Origin of the sequence: Pseudomonas putida, from assembly GCF_016406145.1 — a bacterium.
Taxonomy (GTDB): Bacteria; Pseudomonadota; Gammaproteobacteria; order Pseudomonadales; family Pseudomonadaceae; genus Aquipseudomonas; species Aquipseudomonas putida_E.
Genome location: NZ_CP066306.1, coordinates 2,612,943 through 2,638,236 on the forward strand (window position 1 = coordinate 2,612,943; position 25,294 = coordinate 2,638,236).

Genomic DNA, 25,294 nt, shown 5'->3' on the forward strand with positions numbered 1-25,294 from the left:
GTTTTCAGTGACTCACTGCTTGACGCTGGACGGATAGCCCGCGTCTGCGGTTGCCTTGGTCAGCTTCTGCACGCTGGTCTTGGCATCGTCGAAGGTGACGACCGCTTGGCGTGTCTCGAAAGTCACGTCAACTTTGCTGACGCCTTCGACCTTGGAAATCGCCTTCTTGACAGTGATCGGGCAGGCGGAGCAGGTCATGCCCGGTACGGACAGCGTGACGGTCTGGGTGGCGGCCCAGACGGGGGCAACAACGGCGGCGAGGGCGAGGGAGGCAAACAGTTTCTTCATGGTGAACTCCGATCAGTAGAAAAATGGCATGACGTAGGGAAATCCGAGCGCGACCAGAACCAGCGCGGCCACGATCCAGAAAATGAGCTTGTAAGTAGCTCGCACTTGGGGAATCGCGCAGACCTCACCCGGTTTGCAGGCCGCTGCCTGCCGGTAGATGCGCCGCCAGGCGAAGAACAACGCCACCAGCGCCACGCCGATAAAGATGGGGCGATAGGGTTCCAACACCGCCAAGTTGCCGATCCAAGCGCCGCTGAACCCCAAGGCGATCAGAACCAACGGCCCGAGGCAGCAAGCCGAGGCGAGGATGGCGGCAAGCCCTCCAGTGAAGAGCGCGCCGCGCCCGGTTTTTGGTTCAGACATGCGCTTGTCCTTTCGAATTGAAATTGGATAGCGTAACCTTACTTCCGTACTCATGTACGGAGTCAAGCGATATGGAAAACAATTTGGAGAACCTGACCATTGGCGTTTTCGCCAAGGCGGCCGGGGTCAATGTGGAGACCATCCGTTTCTATCAGCGCAAGGGCTTGTTGCTGGAGCCTGACAAGCCCTATGGCAGCATCCGCCGCTATGGCGAGGCGGATGTAACGCGGGTGCGCTTCGTGAAATCAGCCCAGCGGCTGGGCTTCAGCCTGGATGAGATCGCCGAGCTGCTGCGGCTGGAGGATGGCACCCATTGCGAGGAAGCCAGCAGTCTGGCCGAGCACAAGCTCAAGGACGTGCGCGAGAAAATGGCTGACCTGGCGCGCATGGAGGCCGTGCTGTCTGAGTTGGTGTGCGCCTGCCATGCGCGAAGGGGGAACGTTTCCTGCCCGCTGATCGCGTCACTACAGGGTGGAGCAAGCTTGGCAGGTTCGGCTATGCCTTAGCGTGCTTTATTTTCCGTTTTCTGAGACGACCCCTTAGAAAGCCTAGTCAAAGAGCTGTCACGAGAACACCGTTAGCTTAGCGTACGATTTTTTCCGAATTCTGCGGTTCCCCCTTGTCGACGCAGAAGATTTCCACCTGCTGTACCTCGATCTGGACAATTTCAAGACCATCAATGATTCCCTCGGTCATGTGGCCGGAGACCAGGTGCTGTGCGAACTGGCGCAGCGTCTTACAAGTCTGCAGGGCATCGATACTACTGCCCGCTTGGGGGGAGATGAGTATCTGATGTTGGTCAGAGCCACGACCAGAAAACAGTTGGAGCAGTTGCTGCGCGACCTTGACAGTCGTCTGCGAGAGCCTTGGCTGGTACATAACTGCTTGTTGGAGGTGCGGACTTCCATTGGTATTGCCTGTCATCCTGATCACGGGACGAGCTTTGACGACTTATTCAAGGCTGCAGACATTGCGCTGAATCAGGCAAAGAAATGCGGTCGGGCCCGGCATACCTTCTACACCCCAGCGATGGGAGAGCGAGCGCTGAAGTCACTACAACTGCAAGTTGAGTTGCGGGTTGCACTACACAACGATGAGTTCGAGCTGCACTACCAGCCGCAGGTGAATCTAGACAGCGGGGAGGTAGTCGGAGCAGAGGCATTATTGCGCTGGCGCCACCCTTCTCGAGGAATGATATACCCGGGGGAGTTCATTGCTGAAGCGGAGTCCAGTGGATTAATCGTGCCCATCGGGCGTTGGTTGCTTACCACTGCATGCGAACAGGCCGTGGCTTGGCAACGCATGGGCCTTGGAACACTCATAGTGGCGGTGAACTGCTCTGCTATTGAGTTCAAACAAGGCGATTATGTCGATAGTGTCGCCCTGGCATTAAGCACATCCGGTTTAGAGTCGTCTTTATTGGAGCTAGAACTCACCGAGTCGATTCTCATCGAGGACACCGAGAGGATGATCGCTTGTTTCCGGCGGTTGAAGGCTATGGGCGTACGGTTGGCAATCGATGATTTCGGTACCGGCTATTCGAGCATGGCTTACCTCAAACATCTTACGATTGATCGGCTGAAGATCGATCGCTCATTCGTCCAGAATCTGGCCGACAATGCCGATGACAGAGCTATCGTCGGCACAATGGTAACCTTGGCGCACAATCTCAATTTGCAGATCGTCGCGGAGGGTGTGGAAAGCGACAATGTATTACCCATATTGAGTCGTATGGGGTGCGACGAAGCTCAGGGCTATTACTTCTCCCGACCAGTGCCGGTGAAGGAATTCGAGTTGTTCATGTCATCTGCTTTGGGAGCAGTCTAATCAACCATGGCCGCGACATCCTGGTCGGTGACAAGGACTACGTCGACCTGACCAAACCGGGCGTTGAGCACTTCGTGGTCATGCCCTTCAAGGCGACTATCGTCATCAACGCCAAGCCTCGCGTGGTGCACACCCGCTACCTGACCTACCAACAATTGGTTGAGCTGGCATTCCCTGGTAGCCAGCATCCTCCGTAGACGGTTTACACGATTGATTATGACCACGGCCCTCACGACCAACCGGAGGGTTCGGTGGCAGACGGTCAACAAGTTCGTGTCAAAGAGGGGATGGAATTCTATGTCTCGGTCAGTGATAAGTCTTAATCAAACGCTCCTCGACCTCCGCAATGAGGGGTTCGAACTGGAAGTGCGCGAGGGTCATTTGGTCGTGCACTCCATTCCCTACCTCAACGCGCAAGGAGAGGTGAAGCGCGGTACGTTCTTCTGTCCGCTCGATCAGCCCAGCCCTGACGTGGTGGGGACTCCGAGCACTCATGTCATGCACTTCATTGGTGAATCCCCCCACAAGCACAATGGCGGCAGGATTACCGCAATTGAGTACTCGGCTGGAACATTACCCTTGACGTCGAGCCTGGTCGCGAACTTTGCCTTTTCAAACAAGCCGCAAGGTACCAATGGGTTTGCAAGCTTTTACGACAAGGTCTGGCATTACACCCGCATCCTCTGGAATGAGGCTCGGGCTGCGGACCCCGACGTCACACCCCTGACGTATAAAGTGGTGGAGGCGGAGTCACCGGATTCCGTGTTCCATTACGAAGATACGGCTTCGGCGCGTTACGGTACCACGGCGCTCAACGCCAGGTTTAGCTCACTGCGTATTGCCATTATTGGTCTGGGCGGTACAGGTGCTTAGCCTTTTCGTCGATAAGCTCATCCTCCAGCCCGGCAAGCGCGTCGCGTTGACGACTCTGAGAACTCTTTGGTTGGACGCGTATCCGGAACAGGTCGCAACGCCTGATAGGGATCAGCAGCTACTTGCAGCTTTAGCTTTGGCGCAGACACAGGGAGTTCTGCGCCTGCCCGGGCCAGCAAGCTTCGAGAAGCTGGGCAATCCCCCCATGCCAAAGGCGGTGACTCTGATTCGGGAGGAGAGGCGTCCTCAAGCAATTGATTACGGCGCTGTTTCCTGGCTTCCTGAAATGGGTTTCTGGCCGAACCTTTCGCCAGGCGAGCAAGCGACCGCCTTCATGATCAACGAATGGCTCATCCGGCGGCGGGGGCGCTTCATGCAGGTGCCGCTTCGGGAGCGTTCACTCGATATCTTGGGTGATGAGAAATTCCTGGATTCGCGGGCGCGCAATGGCGCGCTGTTCAACGGGCGCATGCCATTAAGTGCTATCGGGGCAATGCGGGTTGAGCATCCACTTGCATATCGGCCAGCCGATGCCATTGGGTTACCCGTGCTTGTGGTCGAAAACCACCACACTTTATGGAGCCTGGGGGAGTGGAATGAGCAGGCTAAGCGCTACAGCGCCATCGTTTACGGGAGTGGTAACACTATCTGTGCCTCAGGATTAGCACTGGTTGAGGTCATGCGCGAACGAGAGGCCCAGCGAGCAGAATATTTTGGAGACATTGACCCCGAAGGACTGAGCATTCCGCTGAAATTTAATCGACTGCACGAACTACAGTTGAGTCCGGGCGTCTTCTTCCAGATGCTGCTCGAGGTGGGGCGGCGGCGAGAGCTTGTGATGCTTCCTAGCGGCTATGAAAGTTTGGCGACGGCTTGGCTGCCAGACTTGGCTGAGGAAGTGAATACCCTGTGGGGCGAGGGCTTCTGGTTGCCCCAGGAGGGTTTGGGTCTAGAGCAGCTCATGAGGACTAGCTGAAAGGCGAGGAACAAGGGCAGCAATATTGCCGCCCATGCTATCTAGATGACCAGACTACCGCTTAGGAGCTCAGTGGGAAGCCCAGGATTCAACGGTTTCTGCACCGTACTGGGATTTCCACTCTTTCAAGGTTTTGTGGTTGCCGCCCTTGGTCTCGACGCGCTCACCGGTGTGGGGGTTTTTGTAGATTTTGAGCTGGCGAGGCTTTCGGCTAGCCTTCTCTACCGTTGGGGCAGAGCGGCGTGAGGCTTCCGGATCCAGCAGGTCAATCACATTGCGCAGGCTGAAGCCGTACTCGCCCAGCAGGCCACGAAGTTTGGTCTCAAACTCGATTTCCACCTTGAGACCGTCATCATTCTTGAGGCTTTCAAGCTCGGCGAGCTGCTGGGCCAATTGTTGTTCGAGTTTCCTAAATTCTGCGAGACGGGACATTTTGCACCTCTACCATGGGAGTGAATCACTATACATGACGAGCGTCATCCAGCGTGATGCGGTGCTAGGTTCTATACCTGAACTATGGAGGGTCGTACTGAATTTGGTTATCCATGAGTCCAGCTTCGCCAAGGATACCAGAGCTCCGATGTGACAGGAGCTCCGCTGTTCGTTGTCCCTGTCAGTATCGGTATTGCCGTATTTACTCTTTTGTGTAATCGACTATTGCCTGAGCCACAGATACCCGCCGGACGTTTAACGCACGAGTCTGGTGAATGGTGGAATGAGCATGCCCGCTTTCAAATTGTCGAGAAGGGAGTAATGTGCAGAATTTGCACATTGCAAATCCATACGAACCCATCAGCCTCTAGGGCCAGGCGGACTATAGTGTGCTAAGGCTTCTCACACCAGCCTTACTCAAGGCAGCACTAAGTCAGCCTGATGTCGAAAAACGGGTGAATTGGCTTCAGGGTTATCCCTGAACTTAGGCTCTGTACGAAATCCCGAGAAACCCAATCGCCGCCCCTCGAACGCTGAGATTTTGTAGAGTCCCCCGTCATCAACGGAAAGGAATCCTGTGATGGCAAAGCGTTACGAACTCTCGGACGAGGCCTGGGAGGTGGTGTCCGATCTCTTCATCGAAACCCATGGCCGAGGGCGCCCGCGCCTGAGCGACCGGCTGATGCTCGACGGCGTGCTCTGGGTACTCTGCTCGGGTGCTGCGTGGCGAGATATGCCGGAGCGCTTCGGCCCATGGTCAACGGTGTATCAACGGTTTCGGGGCTGGCGAAATCAGGGCACGTTCGATCAGATGCTCAAACGTCTGCACCTGAGATTGAATGAACAGGGCTTGATCGATCTGCAAACCTGGATGATCGATTCAACCGCAGTGCGCGCAACCCGAGCCTCATCTGGCGCCGGGAAAAAAGGGGGCCTGACGAGCCTGCCGATCACGCTCTAGGGCGCAGTCGCGGTGGTCTGACGACCAAAAACCACATGCTCTGCGACGCCAACGGGACACCGTTGCGCTTTCTCCTCTCTGGCGGTCAAGCCAGTGACATCAGCTATGCCCAGCCACTGCTGGACGAAGTCCGCATTCCGTCGAGCCAACGAGGCCGCCCGCGCAAGCGCTGTAAATGGCTGCTTGCTGACAAGGGATACGACGCCGAAGCGCTACGCCGCTACTGCGATCAGTATCGAATGCAGCCCGTCATCCCGCTGCGATCAATGAAGCGCAAAACCAAGCCTGGCTTACCCAGGCTGTTTGATCGGCCCAAGTACCGACAGCGCAACATCATCGAACGGATGTTTGGCTGGCTGAAAGAGAACCGCCGTATCGTGACACGCTTCGACAAGCTCGCGAAAAGCTATGCAGCTATGGTCTCGTTGGCTTGTTCCATGCAGTGTTTGCGACATCTTTTTTCGTACAGAGCCTAGTCCTTTGCACAGCTAGTTATAAAGGTTTAGAGCGTTTCAAAGCTTTCTCCTTGCCCGGGTAGTGGATGGTCATGTCAACGCCAGAGCAATCAGCTGTGGCAGTATTTTCTCAGCAGGGCCTATCAGCATGATCTCGTTCGGCCCATTCATGGATACATCTACGTTATTGACGTGTATGACCACTGCACCAGACGCTAAGGCGATATCTGGTAAGTCAGCAGCAGGCCTGACCACACCGGAAGTCCCGATAGAAAGCAGGATGTCACACTGTCGTGCTGCTTGGCTGGCGGCTTTCCATACACCTGGCGGGAGGTACTCACCAAACCACACGATAGCTGGACGCAAGCGGCCGTTGCATCGGCGGCAGCGGGGCGGTTCTATCAAAGCGCCTTCCGCTGGAATAATCGGAAACACCAGCGGTTCCACGACGAATCGATGACAGGCGAAACACTTGGGGCGCATCAGGCTGCCATGGAGATGAAGCACCTCCTGATTACCTGCCCGCTCGTGCAAATCATCAATATTCTGAGTGACCACGGTGACACTCCGGCCGCTGCCAGATAACCGATGGATCGCCTGATGTGCCGCATTAGGCTTGGCTTGCATTACTTGCTGGCGCCGCCATAGGTACCAGCCCCAAACCAGCGCCGGATTTTCGCGGAATGCCTGCGCCGTTTCTAAACGCTGCGGGTCTTGGCGCTCCCACAACCCGGTCAGCTCGTCGCGGAAAGTCGGAATCCCGCTGCCGGCAGAAACGCCAGCGCCGGTAAACACCATGATATGTTGCGCGGACCGCAGTGCCTCAGCGGCTTTTGCTAGGTTGTCCATGGGTATTCATCAGCCTAACGCGGGGCAGAGAGATCTGTCAGGATAACGGCCGCGAGCGGCATCGGAATTGACTTTATTAAGTGCACAGTTGTGACGGGCGCCTCGTGCCGAAATAGCCAGGCTCGCACTCGCAGAACCCAAACCGCATTCCAGTGGGGTTTTATCGGCCAATGACGGTGTGCGCTTCTGCATCAAAAGTGTGCGTACAACTGCGGTTCGTCAGCAGGTTTAGGTGGAAGGGCCACGCAGGTCGTTCGCGCTTTCAGGGTTCGCGCCGAGTACAACGCATGTGACCGTTTCCGCAGGCGTAAGTCGAGATCTCCTAATTTGTAGGTGGCCACCGCAGTCTCGTAAATCACCGCGCTTTGCGAGCACTCAAGCCCACGGTGAATCACAATCTTACGAAGCTCTTCCAGGCTCCAGTGCGGACGTCCGCTGATGGATGGAGGGCATAGCATTTGCACCTGCGCGATCTCGACGCCCGTTGCCTGGGTGAGGAAAACGTTGAGTTCGTAGGCATCTTCCACAACAGCTGCTCGCTCGCTCTCATCGTTGAAAAGCGACCGCAAGGTTACCCAAAAGCACATCCCCTCAATTTCACAATAAGAACCTGTACGGACAGTACGGGTGTGAGATTCGGACAAATAGATCAAAACGGGCTCCACTGAGCGCTGTATACCCCTTGGCGAACGGCCACCAGGGCTGGAAACCTCAAATTATCCCACAATGAACACTATAGATTGTAGCCCTATCGTGTTCGATAGCGCTTCATCATTCCTTTTCAGAGGAATGATGATGGAAATCCGTGAATCCCTGGGTGAGGCACTGCGGCGCATGCGCATTCTTCACGACCTGACCCAGGAAGATTTCGCCGTAGTCAGTAGCCGAACCTACGTGAGCTCACTCGAACGCGGACTCAAGTCGCCGACGATTCAAAAAATTGAAGAGCTGGCCGGCCGCATGGGTATCCACCCACTCAGCCTCATCGTGTCTGCATACCTTATCCAAGATCCCGATGTGGGCTTCGACGGGCTGATCAAGCAGGTGAAAAAGGAAGCGCTCAAGCCTTGAAAGTCGATCCAATGCCCAAAATGAGCGCTATAGTGTTCATGCCATCCTGAATCGACTACTATCGCGCTGCTCACTGAGAACCAGCTTCGGGGAGCAGCGTAGCCATGCGTAGATCATTCCATGGCTAAGGTGACCCCTTCTACATTCAAATGCCTATGGCCACCGCCGCTGCTCTCCGTTTTTCAATTGGCTTGTACAGGCGACCGTATCGAGAATCGTGGAGGATTCCTGACTAGCACTGGCGAAAGGCTGCAGGCAGGGAGCCTGGATGGAGGAGGGCATAGCTAAATAATGCTGTTTTGTCTCTCGGGTATAGCGAGCGAGGCGCGAGGATGGGCCTAGCCACGAGCAGCGCTAGCCATGCGAGACCCCATCTATCTCCTCCTGTGCGGCTTGAACAACCGCGTCGGGCTCGGAGGATATGAAGTCCTTCGGCAGCTTACCCCCCAAATACGAATTGGACGATTCGAACCATAAAGCCATGCCCCAGCCATTCACCCTGGTGGCCAGCACAGCGATGACGCGCTGCATTCCCTGGGCCGCAATGGCCAAGGTGCGTGCTTCGATGGCGAAACGTGGAAAGTACTCCACACCCTCGTAGTTGATAGAGAAGATCGCACCGTCTAAATACCGGTCAGGAGCGCCGTCGCTGCGTTGCTCAGCCACCGCCGGCAACAGGGCATTCAGCTCTGGCCAGGTAAGCCAGTCTCCGCTGGCTATGACCCTGGCTTGTGCCTTGGACTGGAAAATGGCCTCTCGGCGGGAAAGGTTCCTCACCTTTGGAGTTGCACGCATTCTGCAAGACGCTCCTTAAGCATTAGGGTGAGGGGATGTCACCAGCCAGTTCTGGTCTGCCCGCCGAGAGACAGATCATCGCTAATTCGGATTTTCAACGCTGGTCGTGGTCGACGTATGCCCAAAGTGACAGGCACACCCGGAAGTCCGCTTATAAGAGCGGGGCCAGGCAGAGCCTGGGTAACAGGTCGCTCATTGTTGAGTCTGCTAACCGCATGCGCAGAAACCTCTCCGTTGGCTGATTGATGCCAATTTATCAACGGCAGCCCGTGTCCTGGAAGTAATCGTCCTGGGCAACCAGGCCCAAATCACCGCTCTCAGCAGTCGGCTCATCACTGAACAGCTGTTGAACGCGTCGCTCTTGCTTCAGGTACGCCAAGGTCTGAAAAAAGCAGTGCTCACAGAGGTTTACCTCAAATCGCTGACCATCGTGCTCACTGCCATACCCCCAGTGGGCTTGTAGAGTTCCATACTGGTAACCACCCGCGGCCCTGCGCGTTGTCGGAAAACGCGCGCATGAATGCACGCACCGCCGCCTAGCCACGATCAGGTTCCAAAGCAGCTTCACACTCATCCAAAAAGGAAGCGACGCAGGCGAGCGATGAGCCCTGCAAACTGAAGTCTTGCTCGATAAAGTTATCGTAGGTTTCGAACAAGGGTGTGGGTGCGCGCGCCATGAAATACCAGCCAGAGTTTTGAAGACAATAGACTTCCAGTTATGACAGTAATCGGAAGTTAGAGGCATTATATGCGCCAATTTTACTGCCGCGTACTGAGGCCTTAGGCCTTGATGGATGAATCCAAATCACCTACAATCTCGTTACAAGCCACTTGGTTAGGAGTCAGCATAGGAGCTGGTTTCGCCTTGGGATATGCGAAAGCACAAAAACCACCTTTTAGGTGGTTTTTTTGTGCCTGCTGTTTTTGCTCCTGACGGACACGTCCAGCCTGGAGCAAAGTACACGCTCCATGAAAGCCACATTCAAAGCGCTTCGCTGGTCCCTAGTGCTGTGCTCTCGATCTTCTGGAGCCCGCACGCCATGATGCGACCCGACGCCAAAGTCGAAAAAGTGTACCTCTACCCCAAACAGGTGGACTTTCGAAAATCCATAGATGGCCTGCTCCTTGCGCGCTTAGTGGATGCCGGTGTGGCAAACGCGGCAATACAGGATTTCGATGGCCACGTCGTCAGCTCGTGAGCTGCGACCGTTGAAAGTCATGGGGCGAGGGGAGCTGTGGCCGACTGGGCCGGCATAACCGATAGCTGTGTACATGTGATGCCTCGCTAAGTGCTGAGTGTTGAGGCGGCGCATTGTGCGCACCAGGCCGGGGTGCGGGCATGTCCGTTCCCGCGTAAGTAATGCCTAATCCTCCGGAGGTGTACGGCCGGGGAAACGCACAGGCACAGATCTGCGGTCATGTCATTGTCTAATCCTCTGTATGATCGCCCATGCTTCTGACTTCCCACACTACCGCCCACCGGCTCAACGGATGCTGTATGGGCGATCTGCACTTAGCATCTAGCGGTAGCGGCCTAAAGTGGGCGAAGCTGTTTACCATTACAAAGGTTAGGTCCCTTGGAATCTTCGCGTTCTTGTGCACATGCTCAGAGAATTCATTCTGCGTAGAGGCTGGTGTGCTCATCGTGAGCGGTGCCGGCACATCATGACCGTGATGGTGCAAACTCTCTCCTCACCGTCGTGGATCTCCTATTCTCTATTTGTAAAGCCATAGTCGGCTGCTTCTCAACCGTTCATAAAACGGGGTTGCCCCGCCAATTTGTGCTCTCGGGAGAAATGTATGGAGAATCAACGCGAACACTTCGGTTTGAGCCGGCGTGAGATGCTGATTTTTCTAGGGGCTATGGCGTGGGCGACCACAAGACGAGCGCAAGCGGCGCCGACCCCTTTTGACACAGAGTTAGCCCAGGCCATTGCTTCAAACGACCTGTCTTTCACTGGTGCAGACCGCGAAAAATTCATGGTCTACCCGGGCGATCAGCCCCGCTCTCAGGGAGGGTATCGTGGTCACCCGAGTGATCGGCAGATCTCGACATCAGCCAGGAGCCTAATTGTTGCTTGCGAGGTGACTAGCGAAGCCAACTACCGCTCCAAGCTCCAGAGCCCTATCTGGCCTGGTGGTGAGTCGGGCGTGACCATCGGCATTGGATACGATCTTGGGTATACCACGGCAGCTAACTTCCGATCGGACTGGGCCCGGCTGCTGCCTGAGCCTACAGTCGTCAGGCTCGCAAGGTGTTGTGGAACCAAAGGAAGACCGGCATCACAGAAGACTAGAGAACTCCGCGACGACAAGGTTGGCTGGACAGAATCAAATACCCAGTTCGATGCGTACCTTCGGTATGTGGTTGGCCAGACGGAGGATACGTTTAAGAACTGCAGCCATCTCCATCTGGACTCTTTCGGTGCATTGGTCTCACTGATTTATAACCGTGGAGCCAGTCTTTCTCGCACGTCGGATCGTCGCCGCGAAATGCGCGAGATCTACGCACTTATGCGAGACCGCGATTTTGGCGCCATTCCAACCAAGTTTCGTGACATGAAACGACTCTGGAAGGACGATCCTCAGGCACGAGGACTGCTGAAGCGGCGGGAACTTGAAGCGCTCCTTTTTGAGCAAGGCTTGAAGGCCTAACCTGGGAGCTCAATCATGTGGCACTATCGGCTCACAGCGGGGTTGCTTACTGTCTTCGTAGTGTTGCTGGCTGAATCCGCGATAGCGGCAAAATCTACAGACCAAGCGCGAAGTGTCGCCCAGCTAGTACACACGGGCGAATGGGAACTTGCGGCCGAGGGGGCGCGGATCGCACTCCAGTACCAGATGAGTCATCGCCGCGCTCCGGATGCGGTGCCCGCGGCAATCCTGTTGGCTCCCGCGCTCACTCTGCTAGATCGACATGCCGAGGCACTGCGCCTTCTGGCGCCATTGGGGAGCAGACCGGCAGTAGTAGCTGCACGGGGCACTATCCTATTGGATCAAGGCGACTATCAAGGAGCTACAGAGGCCTTTACGTTGGCACTACAAGATCCGGCGTCCCTGCCCAGAGTTACGCGGGCTCGGGTCATCTGCGAGCGGGCTTATGCTGACGAGCAGACCGGTGATACCAGTGCAGCTGCGGCGGGATATCTCGAGTCTTTGAAGTTGTACGCCGCGGCTGGACACGAACAAACCTTCTTCATGGATCGGCCCCGTGTCAGTGGCACCTTATGGGACCCGGTTGCCCCGCAACCAATCAAAGTACCTGGGCCCGTAGGAGACGTGATTACTGAGCTTGATGCGCTGGGCGAACCTAATGCGCAGGCAGGTTATTACTCTGAAGCGTTCTCAGCGTATTTGGAGGAAGAGTACCTAGACTCGTACCCGCGTGCTGGACCATTCGTGGACTGCCTTGTCCGGGTGGCCCAATATAAAGAAGCGACCGGCGAGAAGGAGCTGGCGCACGCGATCCTGCAGACCGCGATTGCGCAGGCCAGCGTATTGGAAGGGTTGGGGTACACGTATCGCCCAGCCCTTGTTTTCAGCGCGTACTTTGAATTTTTGGAACGGGCAAATTTCGAGCCCAAGCGGCTGGATCAGATGGCACAGTTTGCCCTGTTCGCAGCTGGGCAAATCAGTCCTGCATACAGTGAGGGCGACATCCGATCGCCAACGTCGCCGACATCCAGCCCGCGAATGAGGGCGTACCAGGCACTTGAAGCGGTACGACTGCGCTCGCTATTCAGGTCAGGTGAAATGTCTGACTCTGTCCGTGATGAAGCGTTTGTTGTAGCACAGGACTATCAATCGTCGATTGCGGCGCTTGCCGTTCACCGACACTCAGAAGGGAGAGTGCACCCGCGTGACCCTGCCGTTTTCACAAAGGCTGAGCACAAGGCGTTTTGGGAGCAGTTCGACCGGGACACGCCAAATAGCGCCCAACTGTCAGAGTTTCAGCTGAAACCTGGGCAGCTCTTTCTCATGATCAGCCCTGGTGCAGGTACAGGTGCCGGGCGCATTTGGGCGCAAGATACGCAGGGAACTGTGTGGGCCGCCCTCGGCACTGACCGCGAGACGTTACGTACAGACATCGAGACCCTTCGTTGCTCCCTGGACGTGAAGATGTGTTGCACGTTCCCTGCTAACTCACGAATGGGGGCTGCGTACCGCCGTCTCAAAGACGCATACATCGCCGAGTACAACCTTGATTCAGTCGAGGACTGCCCGTTACAAGAGGAGGACTTTGAGGCTTCAATAGCTTATCGAGTGTTCGACGAGATATTCGCCGATTCGACAATTCGAGGCATGGCTTCGAAGGCGGAAGAGTTGATCATTGTGCCTCAAGGGGAGTTAGCCTCGGTACCGTTCGGCGCGCTACCTTTTGAACGGCCGAGGGCAGGGCGCGGACCTGTCGCGGCGGCATCAACTAAGTGGTTGGGCTTAGAGAAGGCCATCCAGATCTATCCATCGGTCAACAGCTACTTAGAGGCGGATGTAAGTGAGCAGGCCCTCGACAAAATCCGCCTGTTTGGAGTGGGCGATCCGACCTTGGGTGACAATCTCGCTACAGGGCGTAAAGTCGATTGCACGCAGTTCACTCCCCGTAGCCGACGTGACCGCGGCGAGTCTTTTGGCGATCCGATGCGGGCGCTAGCGCCATTGCCAGGAACCCGGTGCGAGCTGCTGGCCATGTCCAAGCTCAAAGGCGTCGCGTCAAACAAAGCATCCCGTGTTCTCTTATGGGAGAGCGCCACAGAAACTGGGCTACGCGCCGCATCCAGAACCAAACGGTCCATGAACCAAGCGGAGGTTTTGGTATTCGCCACCCATGGGCTCATGCGAGGGGATTTTGGGCTCAAGAAGTCTGCCCTCGTGCTGTCCAGGCCAAGACTTAAAGGACCGACTCATTCAGACAGCTTCCTTACGTTGAGCGAAATCATGCAGCTGCAGCTGAAAGCGAGGCTTGCCATTCTTTCAGCGTGTAACACTGGCTCGAGTGGTGATGCTGCAGGTGATGCCTTGGCCGGCTTCGCCACTGCGTTCTTTCGAGCCGGCGCAGAGTCTGTATTACTGTCTCAGTGGACAGTACGTGATGATGTGGCCGCTTTCGTTACGCCAAGGATAGTTGCGCTAATGATGGGAGATCCCACGATCAAAGAGTGTGAGCGGGGAGGCCAAGCAGACCGCAACGCTGCGGAGGCCATGAGGATGGCGCTTTGCGAGGCTCGGCGCAGCCAGGCGCTGGTTGCCGACTTACCAGGCGATTGGGCCCCTTTCGTGTTGGTCGGAGGGCGTTCCAAGCTATAGAAAGACTCGGCCCGGGAATTAAGAGTTGTTCGGACTATCGCATCCAACTCTAAATTCCCAGCTCTCCAGCTACCCCAACTCGGGGGAGGACGATCGCACTCTCTATTACACCATGCAGGAGGAGTTCATCGACCCCATTATCGAAGTAACGGAGCCGGAGACCTGACCTGCCGGCAGCACATCGATCGCCTCGAACCTCTGTTATGGTTTCGGTTCCAGCTTTGCAGTAATGAAAGCATCTATCCAGCCGCGCCATTGATCATAGATGGGCCCACTTTGGAGGCTGTAGCTTACTAGCAGGGCTTTTCCATCTGGGCTTATTTGAACATTGGCTCCTTTGCTAGGAGAGTGGTTGAGGCTTACGTAATCTATTTTCAGGAATTCCTTGAAGACAAACCCTTCCGGCGCAGGAATGGTGTCTTTGAAGTCCTTTGATGTAATCTCTATGTTATGCGTATCAAGGGTTTTTGAGTAAGGGAAGGTTTGTACTCGAAAGCTGGGGGCTGCGTTTTTTGGTGATGTCGGCTCCAGCAATACTTCGATATTTGCGTTTACTGATGTTGGCAATTTGGGTTCTTTGCTAGTCCCTTTCACAAATATTTTAGAGCCATCCTTTGGAACGAATATTTCTGTTTTAACCCCTGGTTGATCGACTTTAATCGATTTGTAGGCCACGACCTTGTAACCTGTCGGTGGCGGTATTTCCTTCACAACTTTCGAGTAATCGATTGTTTCAGTGGTTATCACCTCAGCTGCTACTGGGCGTGGCTCCCGGCCCACCTTGATCGGTGATTCAATGAGGGCTGTGAACTGTGGCTTCAACTGTTTACCACAGTCAGGGTCGTAACTAACCCCCGCGAGTGGTTTTGAGGCATCACCAAGCGTCTGCATAACTTTTGACATTGGAACAGCTATGGAGGTTGATTGCATGCGCTCTGAGCCAACAGTTTTTTCACCAATTGCAATACCAAATACCATTCCTAGCTCGTTGAAGATTGGACCACCACTATTTCCTTTGTTTAACGGTATTTGCACCAGAATACTCGATGTCGCCCCAGCGCCAGCCATAACTGGTCCGTAATTACTCGTTAGTATTCGGTCTCCACCCTGGTAGCCCAATACCACGAAGTCGAAATTTCCGGCTCGTTTGTAGTTATCGCATAAACGCAAAAAGGGTCTCACTGTGTCTGAGTTCTTGATGCGTAGTAATGACACATCGTAGGGTGATTGAGTGGCAGTGATCACCTCCAACTCAACCGGCGGATCGACTGCGCTCAGTGCATCCTGATCCTTAGCGGGAAAATACCCTTCAATGAAGAAGCCATCTTCATCGAACAGAGATTTATCTGGGATATTGTGGCCGGCTGAGAGCACCAACCCATCCGGAGAAGCAACGAAGCCGGTACCGCGCTCATGGAAGTCCACTGATTGTTCGTTGGGAAGAGGCCGCTTGAGTGTGCCGTAGACATGGAGCTGTATAACGGCAGGCCCAGCTTCAAAGTATGGCTCGCCTAGCGCCGGCATTGCTGTGAGCGCTGCAGCGAAGGAAATTAGCCCCCTAAACATGCAATTGAGGCTCTGTTCGATAGGAGTGGAGCTTTAGCACTGGACCATCCTTGAGGAGCGACTTCCGGTTTATCGTATGCCTGGTTGGCGTCCCCTCAAACTGATTACCGCCAAGCACTAACACCTTGTCACCTTGATCAGCCAGAAAAAAACCGACGTGCCCCTTACCTTGTGACCTCATGTTTTTGAAAACAACAATGTCACCCGGGTTAGGTGATTTTGTCTCCTTTCCCCAGTCTCTGAATGAAAGCGCAGCAGCACTCTTGGTCCGGGGGCTTGCATCTGGCGGAAGCGTTTTGCCAGTCGAGGCCATCATGAGGCAGTAGTTCATGAACGCCGCGCACCATGCTGTCGTGTCTCCACTGGGCTGAAGCCTTGTGGCCTTGAAAAACTCGACGATCACTGGGTTCCATCGTACCGGCCAAGCAGTGATGTAGGGTTTGCGGTCCTCTCCGTACTTGCCTTGACCCACGTCGTGGAAGTACAGAGCGATCTCAATTGGAGTACAATTCATGGGCACCGCCTTAAGCACCTCACGGGCAAGTCTCTCTTCCGCGCTCGTTGCCGCCTGGGTGCCCATCGGTGTGTAGTCTGTGAGCACGCCTTGGTTGAGGGACGGCTGATCCTTGAAGGCTTCCAAACTTGATGGAATGAGTGGTGCTTCATCGTCTTCCTGCGCGAGGGCACTCCAGTTCGGCCCGTCTGCCAATACGAATCGTGGTACGACTGCAGCGAGGCAGGTAGCTACCAAGATGTCGCGTCGTGATAGAGACATGGGAGTGCCCTCAAGTATGTTGCTGTGTACGCCCTGTCCCAAGTGGGGCGGGCTCTAGTGTCGGCAAAGTCAGCACAATTACTTCAAGTTGAAATAACACCCAAGAACGGAACAACCCTAGCTAAGCATTCTCGATGGGGGAGTACGGATCAAACTGGTCACAGTTAGTAATAGTAGCTCGCTAACCTATTCTCGCTACTTGTGGCACTCAGTGAGTATCCCGGCAGGGGACATACTGTCGCCTTCAGCTTCGGTCCGCCATACGTGCGGCTCACGCGGTTCCACAAGAATTGGTGGCTCGTAAAGATCAGCTGCTTGGCTTGGGAAGCCGGCGGATGCTCTACCCGATAGGACACAGAGTAGCCCTGGGAGCTCAGATTGTGAGATTTGGCGAAGGGTGTTGATGATCACGATGCAATTCTTCGGAAATACTGTATTAATAAACAGCCTTGGCTTACCCGTCAAATCCTGGTAGAAGGAGTTGTTCATCATTTTGCTGCTGCGCAAGGCAATGTGCCGGCACCGGCTCCTTGCATGCTCCGGGTCAATGCTGCCTTCAGCGGTGAAACTGCGCATCGCTGTACAGCCTAAAAGTCAATGCTCTCGAGTCCGTGCGAAGTCGGGGGATGGTGTCGGCGAATATATGCCTCCAGCCGCAGAATATCCTTTAGTAGGCGTTTGAAAGCCGTGAGGCAGCTCGGCCACCACTCGACCGCGTGCGCCCGTCAGGTCCGGTAGTAGAGAGCGCCGGCGCCTGATCTACTTCGGTTGGTGTTTCAGCAGAAACTGGTACGGTTTGTTCTCGGTCCCGGATCCGTCAAAAGATGTTGATGACCAGTAGGAATACCCTATCACACGTGGATCATTGGCCATTATTTCCTCGGTAGCAGATAGGGCTTTCCCCATCGCCTCGTCCCAAGTGTATCTACTCCATTGCTGTCCGTAGGCTGCAAGACCGAGCAAAATGGGGCCTCTGATACCCTTCATTATTCCTGCTATGTAATGCTGCCTGTTACCCGGGCCTGTCCTGCTGTCATCGAAAGGTTTGCAGTCTTCTTGGCACTTGCTGTAGGCCTGCATAGAGACAAAGTCGGCCGCCGACAGCGGAATCTCTTTAGCTCCAATGTGGCCCCCATGGGTTGTAATGCCCACTGATACACCTGGCTTCAGAGCCTTCACCCTATCCTTCAGGTCTTGAAATGCCTCGGCATGGGTTTTGTAGCCGCAAACTGCGTTACGCCTCCACTTGCCCTCAAGATCAAGCTCAACTGCATCGATGCCACCGGTAACCAAGGCGGGCACTAGGTCTGAGCTTGAATCGAGAAGGTCATCAATGGCGACCTTCGTTGGTGGCAAGTACACAGTCGCTATGACATGCATCTGCTTAGCTCGAAGAGCTTTCACCAGCTTCTCTACTTGGTCCAACGTGGCAAGAGGTATTGGTCTCTCGGCTTTGGAGGCAGGGATATGGGGCGGACATTTAGTTGCTTCTGCAGGGTCCTTCGTCAGCATGATGTGGACACGGCGGACACCAATGTCTTCGAGCTTTTGGATCAACGCGTCTGAGTAATTTGCAGGGCTTTTCCACCACACGCCACGCCCCTTGAGCACATCCTCGATATCAGCTGCTGACACACCCATTGAGAGCATTATCAGCAGGAACAGCGCTTTATTCATGTTGGGTCCACCGGGCTGATTGGTTGGATCAGCTTAGATTAGCCTCTGTGCGCCGTCCAATGAGCTCGGAGGCAAATTCGCGATATGCCTTATTATGGAATTAAATTTGATCCTCCTTGACGCGGGGCCGGAATGCGTCTGCACTGAGAGCTATAGCGTTCCCTCGAATTAATCATTGTTCAAGCGTCCTAGGTGAATGTACATGAGAGTCCACTCGAAGATAGCTAGTGTGTTGTTACTATTAGGTGCTTCAATGTCAATCTTTGCAGACGACTGTGGAGTGCCGGGGGCGATAGTAGGAAAATTAGATAAGAAGAAAATCGATTTAAAGGCTCGTTTCTTTCAAGACGGATCAATAGCTGTGAGAGCACGGTTATCTGTAAACCCAGATGGTGGTCCTGGTTCGTACACAGTTGGTGATCACGGATTCACCTATATTGCGAATGGTCTATCTGCCTGGCGGAATGGTAAGCGCCATGAGTGCGACATACCGTGCTCAAAAGAGTTTAGAAAAGCTGAATCGAAAGGCTTCGAAACTGGCACCACCGAGTTCTGCGTCTTCGCGATGGAGGTCGAGCCGTTGGAACCAGGCCGTGGACTTGTGTCATGCGGTGACGGACGACTTGTAATTGGGAACGGTAAGGGGAAACCAAAATTGGGCGGTATGCTAGATACTGTTACCGGCAAGCAAGTCAGATCTTATGTTTCTACAACATCTAGTAGGCATACTATTGAGGGGGTTGTTCAGCATTTGGATTCTGAAACACTCCCGATCGCCGTTACGCCAAGGACTGATCTGCTTGGAAAGGTTGTTTGGATAGGTGGTACGGGTTACAGAAGCACGTACGCCATAATCGGGGACAAAGGTCCTGCATTCGGTGAGGGTTCTATAGCGCTCCACCAGCTGTTGCGTACTGGAGTAATTTCAGAGCAGAAGTCAGGACCTATCGCTTTAGAAGATCGTTGTGGGGCTGGCGAACTAGGATTGCGGCCACCGTTTCAATCAAGACCGGACCGTCCTAGTGACAAATGCAGACCTGGTTATACGGCTAAGTCACCAAGCGATATTCGAGCCTACACAGGTATAATAGAAGAGTTGGATTTCGTGGTTCTTGGCGATGCCAAATTTCAAATGGATGGTAGAATAATAACAGAGGCAGTTTCTGCTGAGTCGATAAAGTCGACGGCGGACAAAGCTGGCTACACAAAAGAGGCAATTGATAAAATGCTCGCATGCCTTCCAAGGTGAATTTAAGTGCTTGTGATTAAATCCGTTCAAAAGTGATCACAAGCACTGCTTAGTTGAATTAGAACTGCTTGGTGCACGAATCGAGCCGAGCAAGAACCAAGGTTTCTTCTTCTTGCGCAAGGTTCGCGCTTGCAGCTTTTGCAGCAGCTCCATTTTTTATATATATATCGAATTTTGTATTGGCATCCATCTCAGCTCTCAGAGCTTCTTTTAATTGTTTCAAGTCTGGGTCCTTCAGAACCACAGTAGACTGAGCCTGATACAGCTTTCGGCGAACTTCTTCGATATTTTCAGACGCTGTTGTTATGCCCGGATTGGAGAGAGGGGTTACATCTGGGAGGGGAGCGACAACACCCAGCATGCAGTCCATGGCGATACTGGCTTTACGGTAGTTCAATGCCTGAATCGTAAAATCATAGCGCTGGCCGTAGATGGAAGAGCCGGCCGCAATGGCACTCCCGGTGTAAACGGTCGAGGCTGATTTAGTTAAACCTCCGATAACACCGATGATCCCACCAGCCACGGCCGTGTCCTTGGCAGCGTTATTCGCGGTGACAAGGTCGTTATGGACCTTGAAATAATGATCGCGGTAGATCATCAGGTTGAGCTTCAAGTCGTGTTGAGTCTCTGGTTTCTTTAAGGCCGCGGCGAGTGCACCTAGTCGTTCTGGGTTTGCTTCTCGCTGTGTACGTGCAGGCCTAGTCTTTCCACCGCCCCCCACGCCGGTTTGAGGCTGGAGAACGGAGTCATTCTCTGTTGGTTCATTGACGGGGAGGGGGTAGGGGTTAACACAACCTGTGAGCAAGCTAATCGATAGCACAGTTGCAGGGCCTAAACCTAAGCGCATACACGTCCCCTAATAATCGGTGATGAGGATACTCAATACCTGGATGATAGCTTAGGGCCACGATAAGTCATTCCTAGCGTAACTAGGAGCGATCGATATCGGCGGAGCCGTTATTTTGGCGTAGGTCATCAAACGATCAATGGCGTCTATAGCATGGCACTCCGGCCATCTAGACACCGCCTGAGCATTCCGCTCTCATACGTCACGCATACCAATGCGTTGGCATAATAATAAGAGTTCTGGGCTGTCCTTGGGTTGCTGTGACGCATGTCTTCTGCACTTCTTTGGGGCCGGAGTTTTAAGCTCGGCCGAGATGTGACAGACTGAAAAGGAACAGTTTTTGCTGATGGTCAGTCGTTAGCCATTCGCTTGTAGTGCATGGTAACTCAGCTAGGGCTGCTCCTGTTTAAACCTAAAGAACACCTTTTTCGTAAATAATAATTGACGAAAAATTACCCGCTTGAGTGCGGTTGAATGCAGGCTCATCATTCGTGTCAAGTCATCCTGACATCGTGTCAATGTTTCGTGACAAGTGGGGCCTGGCTTTGCCATCGCACGCCGATCAGCGTAATCTTGGCGACAAGATTGGTCGGAGATTTATATGTCGCTCTACAGTGCTGGCGTTGAATACGGCATCCATTGCCTGCTGTACCTGGTTGACGAGCGCGGTGATACCCGCGAGTCCAGCGTTCGCGACCTGGCGCAGTTACAGGGGGTGCCGCAGGAATACCTGGCCAAGGTATTCACCAAACTGGCCCGGGCCAAACTGGTGGCAGCGACCGAAGGCGTGCGAGGGGGCTTTCGACTGGCACGGCCGTCGGACGAGATCACCGTGCTGGACATCGTCAATGCTATTGACGGGCCGAAGAAGATCTTCGACTGCCGCGAGATCCGCGAGCGTTGCACGCTGTTCGAAGGCTCACCGCCGGGTTGGGCCACCGAGGGCACCTGTGCGATTCATGCAGTGATGCTGGGGGCGCAGAAGCGGATGGAAGAGGCCCTGGCGCAGCAGACTATCCTCGACCTGGCACGGCGCTTTGGGCGCAAGGCACCGGCGGAGTTCGGCCAGCAGGTCAGTGACTGGATAGGGGAGCGGCGCGAGGGCAAAGGTGGGGGAGATATTCCGGTGAGTCAGGTCTAGCTCAAGTGCTTGTTCAGGCCTGATCGCGGGGGGCGATGAGGCCCTGAGCTCAATGCACCGTCTTGCGTTGCCTCACACATGCGCGGGCCTGCGCCGTCAGCTCATCCAGCCACTCATCGCGCTGCTGCTCGGCTTCGATCATCGCATCTTCACCCTGCTGATTGAGCAGGTAGGTGTGAATCTGGTGCACTTCAGTGGCCTGGTAGATTGGCGCGATATCCAGTCGTCCGATGAGTGCGCCGCTGGCCTGGCCGGTGCTGCTCATCAGCACTTGCGGCCCACTGCCGGCCACCACTTGCATGCCCCTCGCTTCGAACCATGGCACCTGGTTGGCAAAGGCGTTCAGTTCGACGCTGGCAAAGCGCGCCTGCACATCGGCCAGCAATGCGCGGCCGATACCTTGACGGCGATGCCCAGGCGTCACGGCGAGAAAGGCCAGAGCACAGGCTTGGGCATTGTCCTGGGCCGGTAACGTCAGGGCGAAACCGAGCATCTGGTCTGGCGCTTCGGCGTCCAGTGCCAGGGTCAGCTCCACGGCCAGGCCGCGCGTACCGTCCATGGCCTGCAGGTACTGATGCACTTCCATACCGACGCCGTACTGGTACAGCGGGTACAACGGATTGTCGGCACGAATGGCGACGCTGCTCAGTTCGCCGACATGGTGGATCACCAGCTCACGGATCTGGTTCTGGAAAGATTCGGGCGGCACGCTGTCGAGGCGGCTCAGAATGAACATCGGTGGACGGGCTCCGGCGGCTGTTGGATCGCCCCGCACCGGTTGATGCGGGACACACAGTCTACCCCTTTTTTGCCTGTCAGCCTTGGGCCTGCAGTGCTGCGACCATCAGCTCGAGGTTTTGCACCGCCGCACCCGAGGCGCCCTTGCCCAGGTTGTCGAATACTGCCGTGAGCAGTACCTGGCCGTGTTCGGGGTTGGCGTACAGGGCCAGGCGCAGGTCGTTGCTGTCGTTCAATGCCTCAGGATCCAGCGGCGAGGCCGCCCCCTGCTGGTGCAGTGGGGAGACCATCACGTGGCGTGCGCCCTGGTAGTGCCGTTCAAGGCATGCCTGCAATTGCTCGGCGCGGATCTGGCCTGGCAGCAGGCGCAATTGCAGCGGGATGCTCAGGACGATGCCCTGACGATAGGCCGCATAACCAGGCATGAACATCGGCCGGGCTGCCAGGCCGGCATGCAGCTGGATTTCCGGTACATGCTTGTGCGCCAGCTCCAGGCCGTACATCTGCAACGTGGGCGCCTGCTGTGCCCCGGGCTGCTCATGGCGTTCGACCGCCGCACGGCCACCGCCGGAATAGCCGGAGATGGCATGGATGCTCAGCGGGTAGTCGGCGGGTAACAGGCCAGCTTGCACCAGCGGGCGCAGCAGGGCGATGGCGCCAGTGGGGTAGCAACCGGGGTTGCTGACCCGCTTGGCCAAGGCAATGTGCTCGGCCTGCCGCGGGGCCAGTTCAGGCAGGCCGTAGACCCAGCCGGGGGTGGTGCGATGCGCGGAGCTCGCATCGATCACCCGCACCTTTGGGTTGCGGATGGCCGACACGGCCTCGCGCGCCGCGTCGTCGGGCAGGCAGAGCAGGGCGATGTCAGCGCTGTTGATGGCGTCGCTGCGCCGTTGCGGGTCCTTGCGTTCGGCGTCGGGCAGGGTCAGCAGTTGCAAATCAGTGCGTCCTTGCAGGCGGGCATGGATCTGTAGGCCGGTGGTGCCTTGGTCGCCGTCGATGAAGACAATGGGGTGGCGCATGGTCGGGTCCGTTCAAAAGAAAGATGGCCTATGCTCGCTTGTCATCGTGGTAAACAAAATTTGAATATCATGATGCAGACGTTCATATTTCCTGAACGAAAGTCACCCTGAGCCGGCCCACCCCATGCGCGAAATCAGCCTCGATCGCCTCCGCACCCTTGTGGTCATTACCGATCTGGGGTCATTCGCCGAGGCCGCGCGCCAGCTCAACCTGGCACCGCCGACCATCAGCCTGCACGTGGCCGAGCTCGAAGCGAAGGTCGGTGCGCCGCTGTTGACCCGTAACCGTAACCAGGTGCGCCCCACCGCTATAGGCGAAACCCTGCTCTTACGTGCCCGCCGGCTGTTGGCCGATGCCGACCTTGCCTTGGATGAAGTGCGGCGCCAGGTCGAAGGCTTGACCGGTCGGGTACGCCTGGGCGCCTCGACCGGCGCCATCGCCCACCTGTTGCCCCAGGCATTGGAGCACCTGCGGGTTGCACATCCAGGCATCGATGTACAGGTGCAGGTGCTGACCTCCCAGGCTTCTCTGGTGCGGCTGCGCGAAGGCGCCCTGGATATCGGCCTGGTGGCTTTGCCGCAGGTGGCGGGCAAGGGCATCAAGGTCACCGCCTGGCGGCGCGACCCGATCCTGGCCTACGTGCCGGCCGACTGGCAGCCACCGGCCAGGGTCTCCCCGGCCTGGCTTGGGCAGCGAGCGCTGATTCTCAATGACAGCAGCACCCAGCTGTCGCGGGTGACCGCAGAGTGGTTCGCTGCCGCCGGGTTGTATCCTGAGCCGCGGATCGAGTTGAACTACAACGACGCGATCAAGAGCCTGGTGGGTGCCGGTTATGGCGCTACCTTGCTGCCCCAGGAAGGCGAGATGGCCGAACTGGACCGGCGCATTGCGCGCCGGCCGCTGCGCCCTGGGTTGTGGCGGCAACTGGGGATTGCCTGCCGGGAAGGCGAGACCGAGCGGGCGACGAGGTTCGTGCTGGAGGCATTGGAGCGGTTGCGGCAGTGAGTGGCTGTGGTGAATGAGCCACACAGCCCGCCCCAGGGGGTCACCTGTGTGCTTGTCGTCTCACCGCCGTCACGGTCTCCCCGCCCACGCCCCAATTATCCGTCGGCACTTCTTCGATCACGACGAATGTACTGGCTGGCGGCTTGCCCAGGACTTGCTCCAGCAAACGGGTGGTGCCCTCAATCAACTGACGTTTGTGCTCCGCGCTGACCCCTTCGTCGGTTACGCGAATATGGATATAAGGCATGGCTGGTCGCTCCTTTGCTCAGTGCCAGGTACCGGCGGTGCTGCCGCCGTCCACCGGAAGAATGACGCCGCTGACGAAGCGTGAGTCGGTCAGGTATAAAACGGCGTCCACCACGTCTTGAGGCGAGCCGGTCCGGCCGCTCGGCGACAGCGCACCCAGGCCCTCAACATTGCCGCTGTGCAGTGGCGTATCAATGATTCCCGGTGCCACCGCGTTAACCTGCACCCCACTGGCTGCCAGCTCGAGAGCCAGGCCTTTGACAGCTTGGTTGAGCCCGCCCTTGACCAGCACCGGTAGCAGCGCCGGCACCCGGGTATCTGGCTGTAGGGCGATGGATGCGGTAATGGCGATGATATGCCCATGGCCTTGCTCGGCCATAACCCGCGCCGCCGCCTGGGCTGGGTAGAAGAAGCCCTTGAGATTGGTGCCGACCAGAGTGTCGACATCGGCCTCGGTGTAATCGGTAAACGGTTTGGGGATAAATATACCGGCGTTGTTGATCAGTATGTCGACGCCGCCGAAGGTGTCTACGGCTGCGGCAATCAGCCGCCGGGCGGTATCAGCCTGTGCAATGTCACCTGCCACGCCGAGCAAGTGTCGGGGGTGGCCGAGGCGGGCGGCGGCCTGGTCCAGGCGTGCCTGGCTGCGGGCGTTGCCGATCACATTGTCACCCCGTTCCAGGAAAGCCTTGGTGAGGGCGAAGCCCAGACCGCTGGAGGCCCCTGTGACAATGACGGTTCTTGGCTGAGTCATGCTTGCGTTCTCCAGAAAGTGAGCCTGTGGCTCGTTGTGGAGGTCACCTTAGGCTGTAACGCGTGCTTGAAAAATACGCTGC

27 protein-coding genes and 1 pseudogene are annotated in these 25,294 nt (G+C 56.0%); 12 read left to right on the plus strand and 16 right to left on the minus strand.

Annotated features, from left to right (window positions below; genetic code table 11):
- Window positions 1-12: 12 nt before the first annotated feature.
- Together merP and merT are read right to left on the minus strand one after the other, a co-directional pair.
- Window positions 13-288, minus strand: coding sequence for a mercury resistance system periplasmic binding protein MerP (gene merP / locus JET17_RS11905; protein ID WP_003131987.1), 276 nt, complete (start codon window positions 286-288; stop codon window positions 13-15).
- Window positions 289-300: 12 nt separating this feature from the next.
- Window positions 301-651 (minus strand): mercuric ion transporter MerT, encoded by a 351-nt coding sequence (gene merT / locus JET17_RS11910; protein WP_003131974.1) that lies wholly within the window; start codon window positions 649-651, stop codon window positions 301-303.
- 71 nt (window positions 652-722) lie between these two features.
- Between merT and JET17_RS11915 the strand changes: the two genes are divergently transcribed.
- Both JET17_RS11915 and JET17_RS11920 read left to right on the plus strand, forming a co-directional pair.
- Window positions 723-1,157 carry a mercury resistance transcriptional regulator MerR gene (locus JET17_RS11915; RefSeq protein WP_003131969.1) on the plus strand — a complete coding sequence of 145 codons (435 nt, stop codon included), beginning with the start codon at window positions 723-725 and terminating at the stop codon, window positions 1,155-1,157.
- A gap of 169 nt (window positions 1,158-1,326) precedes the next feature.
- A complete protein-coding gene (locus JET17_RS11920) occupies window positions 1,327-2,478 on the plus strand; it encodes a putative bifunctional diguanylate cyclase/phosphodiesterase (protein ID WP_233100440.1) in 1,152 nt (383 codons plus the stop codon).
- On the opposite strand, the gene JET17_RS27510 is transcribed toward JET17_RS11920, so the two are convergent.
- The gene (locus JET17_RS27510; RefSeq protein ID WP_256587412.1) at window positions 2,475-2,609 is read right to left on the minus strand and encodes a hypothetical protein; all 135 of its coding nucleotides are present in this window, start codon (window positions 2,607-2,609) and stop codon (window positions 2,475-2,477) included. The two genes, JET17_RS11920 and JET17_RS27510, sit on opposite strands and share 4 nt — an antisense overlap.
- 85 nt (window positions 2,610-2,694) lie before the next feature.
- On the opposite strand from JET17_RS27510, the gene JET17_RS11925 reads away from it, so the two are divergent.
- Together JET17_RS11925 and JET17_RS11930 are read left to right on the plus strand one after the other, a co-directional pair.
- Window positions 2,695-3,351, plus strand: a complete 657-nt coding sequence (locus JET17_RS11925) for a DUF6791 domain-containing protein (protein ID WP_233100425.1) — start codon at window positions 2,695-2,697, stop codon at window positions 3,349-3,351.
- Window positions 3,344-4,327 (plus strand): DUF2220 family protein, encoded by a 984-nt coding sequence (locus tag JET17_RS11930; protein WP_052293016.1) that lies wholly within the window; start codon window positions 3,344-3,346, stop codon window positions 4,325-4,327. The genes JET17_RS11925 and JET17_RS11930 overlap by 8 nt, the downstream gene beginning before the upstream one ends.
- 69 nt (window positions 4,328-4,396) lie before the next feature.
- On the opposite strand, the gene JET17_RS11935 is transcribed toward JET17_RS11930, so the two are convergent.
- Window positions 4,397-4,759: a histone-like nucleoid-structuring protein, MvaT/MvaU family gene (locus JET17_RS11935; RefSeq protein WP_012314205.1), complete on the minus strand. Its 363-nt coding sequence runs from the start codon at window positions 4,757-4,759 to the stop codon at window positions 4,397-4,399.
- 580 nt (window positions 4,760-5,339) lie between these two features.
- On the opposite strand from JET17_RS11935, the gene JET17_RS11940 reads away from it, so the two are divergent.
- Window positions 5,340-6,196 (plus strand): IS5 family transposase gene (locus tag JET17_RS11940; protein WP_085984877.1). Its coding sequence is split into 2 segments (ribosomal slippage): window positions 5,340-5,681 and window positions 5,684-6,196, totalling 855 coding nucleotides; the frame shifts between segments, so codons are not numbered across the junction.
- Window positions 6,197-6,265: 69 nt separating this feature from the next.
- Here JET17_RS11940 and JET17_RS11945 read toward each other — a convergent pair.
- Both JET17_RS11945 and JET17_RS11950 read right to left on the minus strand, forming a co-directional pair.
- A complete protein-coding gene (locus tag JET17_RS11945) occupies window positions 6,266-7,024 on the minus strand; it encodes an SIR2 family NAD-dependent protein deacylase (protein WP_012314208.1) in 759 nt (252 codons plus the stop codon).
- A 191-nt stretch (window positions 7,025-7,215) separates the two neighbouring features.
- Window positions 7,216-7,677 (minus strand): hypothetical protein, encoded by a 462-nt coding sequence (locus JET17_RS11950; RefSeq protein ID WP_173857497.1) that lies wholly within the window; start codon window positions 7,675-7,677, stop codon window positions 7,216-7,218.
- Window positions 7,678-7,819: 142 nt separating this feature from the next.
- Here JET17_RS11950 and JET17_RS11955 point away from each other — a divergent pair, with 142 nt between their 5' ends.
- On the plus strand, window positions 7,820-8,095 hold the full coding sequence (locus tag JET17_RS11955) for a helix-turn-helix domain-containing protein (protein WP_012314210.1): 276 nt from the start codon (window positions 7,820-7,822) through the stop codon (window positions 8,093-8,095).
- 354 nt (window positions 8,096-8,449) lie between these two features.
- On the opposite strand, the gene JET17_RS11960 is transcribed toward JET17_RS11955, so the two are convergent.
- Window positions 8,450-8,890, minus strand: coding sequence for a hypothetical protein (locus JET17_RS11960; protein WP_012314211.1), 441 nt, complete (start codon window positions 8,888-8,890; stop codon window positions 8,450-8,452).
- 872 nt (window positions 8,891-9,762) lie between these two features.
- Between JET17_RS11960 and JET17_RS11965 the strand changes: the two genes are divergently transcribed.
- The gene (locus JET17_RS11965; RefSeq protein ID WP_102667843.1) at window positions 9,763-10,089 is read left to right on the plus strand and encodes a hypothetical protein; all 327 of its coding nucleotides are present in this window, start codon (window positions 9,763-9,765) and stop codon (window positions 10,087-10,089) included.
- On the opposite strand, the pseudogene JET17_RS27230 reads toward JET17_RS11965, so the two are convergent.
- Window positions 10,027-10,164: pseudogene (locus tag JET17_RS27230) on the minus strand (NAD(P)-dependent alcohol dehydrogenase); the annotation flags it as partial. The gene JET17_RS11965 and the pseudogene JET17_RS27230 overlap by 63 nt on opposite strands.
- Window positions 10,165-10,690: 526 nt before the next feature.
- On the opposite strand from JET17_RS27230, the gene JET17_RS11970 reads away from it, so the two are divergent.
- On the plus strand, window positions 10,691-11,545 hold the full coding sequence (locus tag JET17_RS11970) for a glycoside hydrolase family protein (RefSeq protein WP_012314214.1): 855 nt from the start codon (window positions 10,691-10,693) through the stop codon (window positions 11,543-11,545).
- A 624-nt stretch (window positions 11,546-12,169) separates the two neighbouring features.
- Complete coding sequence (locus JET17_RS11975) at window positions 12,170-14,194, plus strand: CHAT domain-containing protein (RefSeq protein WP_190273322.1); 2,025 nt, start codon at window positions 12,170-12,172, stop codon at window positions 14,192-14,194.
- Between the two features lie 201 nt (window positions 14,195-14,395).
- Here the strand turns inward: JET17_RS11975 and JET17_RS11980 are convergent, their stop codons facing one another.
- From JET17_RS11980 to JET17_RS11990, 3 genes are all read right to left on the minus strand, one after another.
- Window positions 14,396-15,619 (minus strand): S1 family peptidase, encoded by a 1,224-nt coding sequence (locus JET17_RS11980; protein ID WP_158246725.1) that lies wholly within the window; start codon window positions 15,617-15,619, stop codon window positions 14,396-14,398.
- Between the two features lie 133 nt (window positions 15,620-15,752).
- Window positions 15,753-16,535, minus strand: coding sequence for a CHAP domain-containing protein (locus tag JET17_RS11985; protein ID WP_012314217.1), 783 nt, complete (start codon window positions 16,533-16,535; stop codon window positions 15,753-15,755).
- A 759-nt stretch (window positions 16,536-17,294) separates the two neighbouring features.
- Window positions 17,295-18,212: a hypothetical protein gene (locus JET17_RS11990; RefSeq protein ID WP_012314219.1), complete on the minus strand. Its 918-nt coding sequence runs from the start codon at window positions 18,210-18,212 to the stop codon at window positions 17,295-17,297.
- Window positions 18,213-18,414: 202 nt separating this feature from the next.
- Here JET17_RS11990 and JET17_RS11995 point away from each other — a divergent pair, with 202 nt between their 5' ends.
- Complete coding sequence (locus tag JET17_RS11995; protein ID WP_146018910.1) at window positions 18,415-19,461, plus strand: hypothetical protein; 1,047 nt, start codon at window positions 18,415-18,417, stop codon at window positions 19,459-19,461.
- Between the two features lie 58 nt (window positions 19,462-19,519).
- On the opposite strand, the gene JET17_RS12000 is transcribed toward JET17_RS11995, so the two are convergent.
- Window positions 19,520-20,074, minus strand: a complete 555-nt coding sequence (locus JET17_RS12000; protein WP_012314220.1) for a hypothetical protein — start codon at window positions 20,072-20,074, stop codon at window positions 19,520-19,522.
- An 835-nt stretch (window positions 20,075-20,909) separates the two neighbouring features.
- Between JET17_RS12000 and JET17_RS12005 the strand changes: the two genes are divergently transcribed.
- On the plus strand, window positions 20,910-21,449 hold the full coding sequence (locus tag JET17_RS12005; RefSeq protein ID WP_012314221.1) for an RrF2 family transcriptional regulator: 540 nt from the start codon (window positions 20,910-20,912) through the stop codon (window positions 21,447-21,449).
- Window positions 21,450-21,498: 49 nt separating this feature from the next.
- Here the strand turns inward: JET17_RS12005 and JET17_RS12010 are convergent, their stop codons facing one another.
- Together JET17_RS12010 and argC are read right to left on the minus strand one after the other, a co-directional pair.
- Window positions 21,499-22,185: a GNAT family N-acetyltransferase gene (locus JET17_RS12010; RefSeq protein WP_012314222.1), complete on the minus strand. Its 687-nt coding sequence runs from the start codon at window positions 22,183-22,185 to the stop codon at window positions 21,499-21,501.
- 79 nt (window positions 22,186-22,264) lie between these two features.
- Window positions 22,265-23,206 (minus strand): N-acetyl-gamma-glutamyl-phosphate reductase, encoded by a 942-nt coding sequence (gene argC, locus JET17_RS12015; protein ID WP_012314223.1) that lies wholly within the window; start codon window positions 23,204-23,206, stop codon window positions 22,265-22,267.
- Between the two features lie 124 nt (window positions 23,207-23,330).
- Here argC and JET17_RS12020 point away from each other — a divergent pair, with 124 nt between their 5' ends.
- The gene (locus JET17_RS12020; protein WP_012314224.1) at window positions 23,331-24,212 is read left to right on the plus strand and encodes a LysR family transcriptional regulator; all 882 of its coding nucleotides are present in this window, start codon (window positions 23,331-23,333) and stop codon (window positions 24,210-24,212) included.
- 40 nt (window positions 24,213-24,252) lie between these two features.
- On the opposite strand, the gene JET17_RS12025 is transcribed toward JET17_RS12020, so the two are convergent.
- Window positions 24,253-24,459, minus strand: a complete 207-nt coding sequence (locus JET17_RS12025; RefSeq protein ID WP_012314225.1) for a tautomerase family protein — start codon at window positions 24,457-24,459, stop codon at window positions 24,253-24,255.
- 18 nt (window positions 24,460-24,477) lie between these two features.
- Window positions 24,478-25,212, minus strand: a complete 735-nt coding sequence (locus tag JET17_RS12030) for an SDR family NAD(P)-dependent oxidoreductase (protein ID WP_012314226.1) — start codon at window positions 25,210-25,212, stop codon at window positions 24,478-24,480.
- Window positions 25,213-25,294: the final 82 nt, after the last annotated feature.

Excerpts from the sequence above, each read along its gene's own strand:
- JET17_RS11970 (WP_012314214.1), top strand. The coding sequence starts at position 10,691 with ATGGAGAATCAACGCGAACACTTCGGTTTGAGCCGGCGTGAGATGCTG.
- merP (WP_003131987.1), bottom strand. The coding sequence starts at position 288 with ATGAAGAAACTGTTTGCCTCCCTCGCCCTCGCCGCCGTTGTTGCCCCC.
- JET17_RS11935 (WP_012314205.1), bottom strand. The coding sequence starts at position 4,759 with ATGTCCCGTCTCGCAGAATTTAGGAAACTCGAACAACAATTGGCCCAG.
- JET17_RS12025 (WP_012314225.1), bottom strand. The coding sequence starts at position 24,459 with ATGCCTTATATCCATATTCGCGTAACCGACGAAGGGGTCAGCGCGGAG.
- merT (WP_003131974.1), bottom strand. The coding sequence starts at position 651 with ATGTCTGAACCAAAAACCGGGCGCGGCGCGCTCTTCACTGGAGGGCTT.
- JET17_RS11955 (WP_012314210.1), top strand. The coding sequence starts at position 7,820 with ATGGAAATCCGTGAATCCCTGGGTGAGGCACTGCGGCGCATGCGCATT.
- JET17_RS11990 (WP_012314219.1), bottom strand. The coding sequence starts at position 18,212 with ATGAATAAAGCGCTGTTCCTGCTGATAATGCTCTCAATGGGTGTGTCA.
- JET17_RS11960 (WP_012314211.1), bottom strand. The coding sequence starts at position 8,890 with ATGCGTGCAACTCCAAAGGTGAGGAACCTTTCCCGCCGAGAGGCCATT.
- JET17_RS11945 (WP_012314208.1), bottom strand. The coding sequence starts at position 7,024 with ATGGACAACCTAGCAAAAGCCGCTGAGGCACTGCGGTCCGCGCAACAT.
- JET17_RS11965 (WP_102667843.1), top strand. The coding sequence starts at position 9,763 with ATGCGAAAGCACAAAAACCACCTTTTAGGTGGTTTTTTTGTGCCTGCT.
- JET17_RS11915 (WP_003131969.1), top strand. The coding sequence starts at position 723 with ATGGAAAACAATTTGGAGAACCTGACCATTGGCGTTTTCGCCAAGGCG.
- JET17_RS12010 (WP_012314222.1), bottom strand. The coding sequence starts at position 22,185 with ATGTTCATTCTGAGCCGCCTCGACAGCGTGCCGCCCGAATCTTTCCAG.
- JET17_RS11925 (WP_233100425.1), top strand. The coding sequence starts at position 2,695 with ATGACCACGGCCCTCACGACCAACCGGAGGGTTCGGTGGCAGACGGTC.
- JET17_RS12030 (WP_012314226.1), bottom strand. The coding sequence starts at position 25,212 with ATGACTCAGCCAAGAACCGTCATTGTCACAGGGGCCTCCAGCGGTCTG.
- JET17_RS12005 (WP_012314221.1), top strand. The coding sequence starts at position 20,910 with ATGTCGCTCTACAGTGCTGGCGTTGAATACGGCATCCATTGCCTGCTG.
- JET17_RS11985 (WP_012314217.1), bottom strand. The coding sequence starts at position 16,535 with ATGTCTCTATCACGACGCGACATCTTGGTAGCTACCTGCCTCGCTGCA.
- argC (WP_012314223.1), bottom strand. The coding sequence starts at position 23,206 with ATGCGCCACCCCATTGTCTTCATCGACGGCGACCAAGGCACCACCGGC.
- JET17_RS11995 (WP_146018910.1), top strand. The coding sequence starts at position 18,415 with ATGAGAGTCCACTCGAAGATAGCTAGTGTGTTGTTACTATTAGGTGCT.
- JET17_RS12020 (WP_012314224.1), top strand. The coding sequence starts at position 23,331 with ATGCGCGAAATCAGCCTCGATCGCCTCCGCACCCTTGTGGTCATTACC.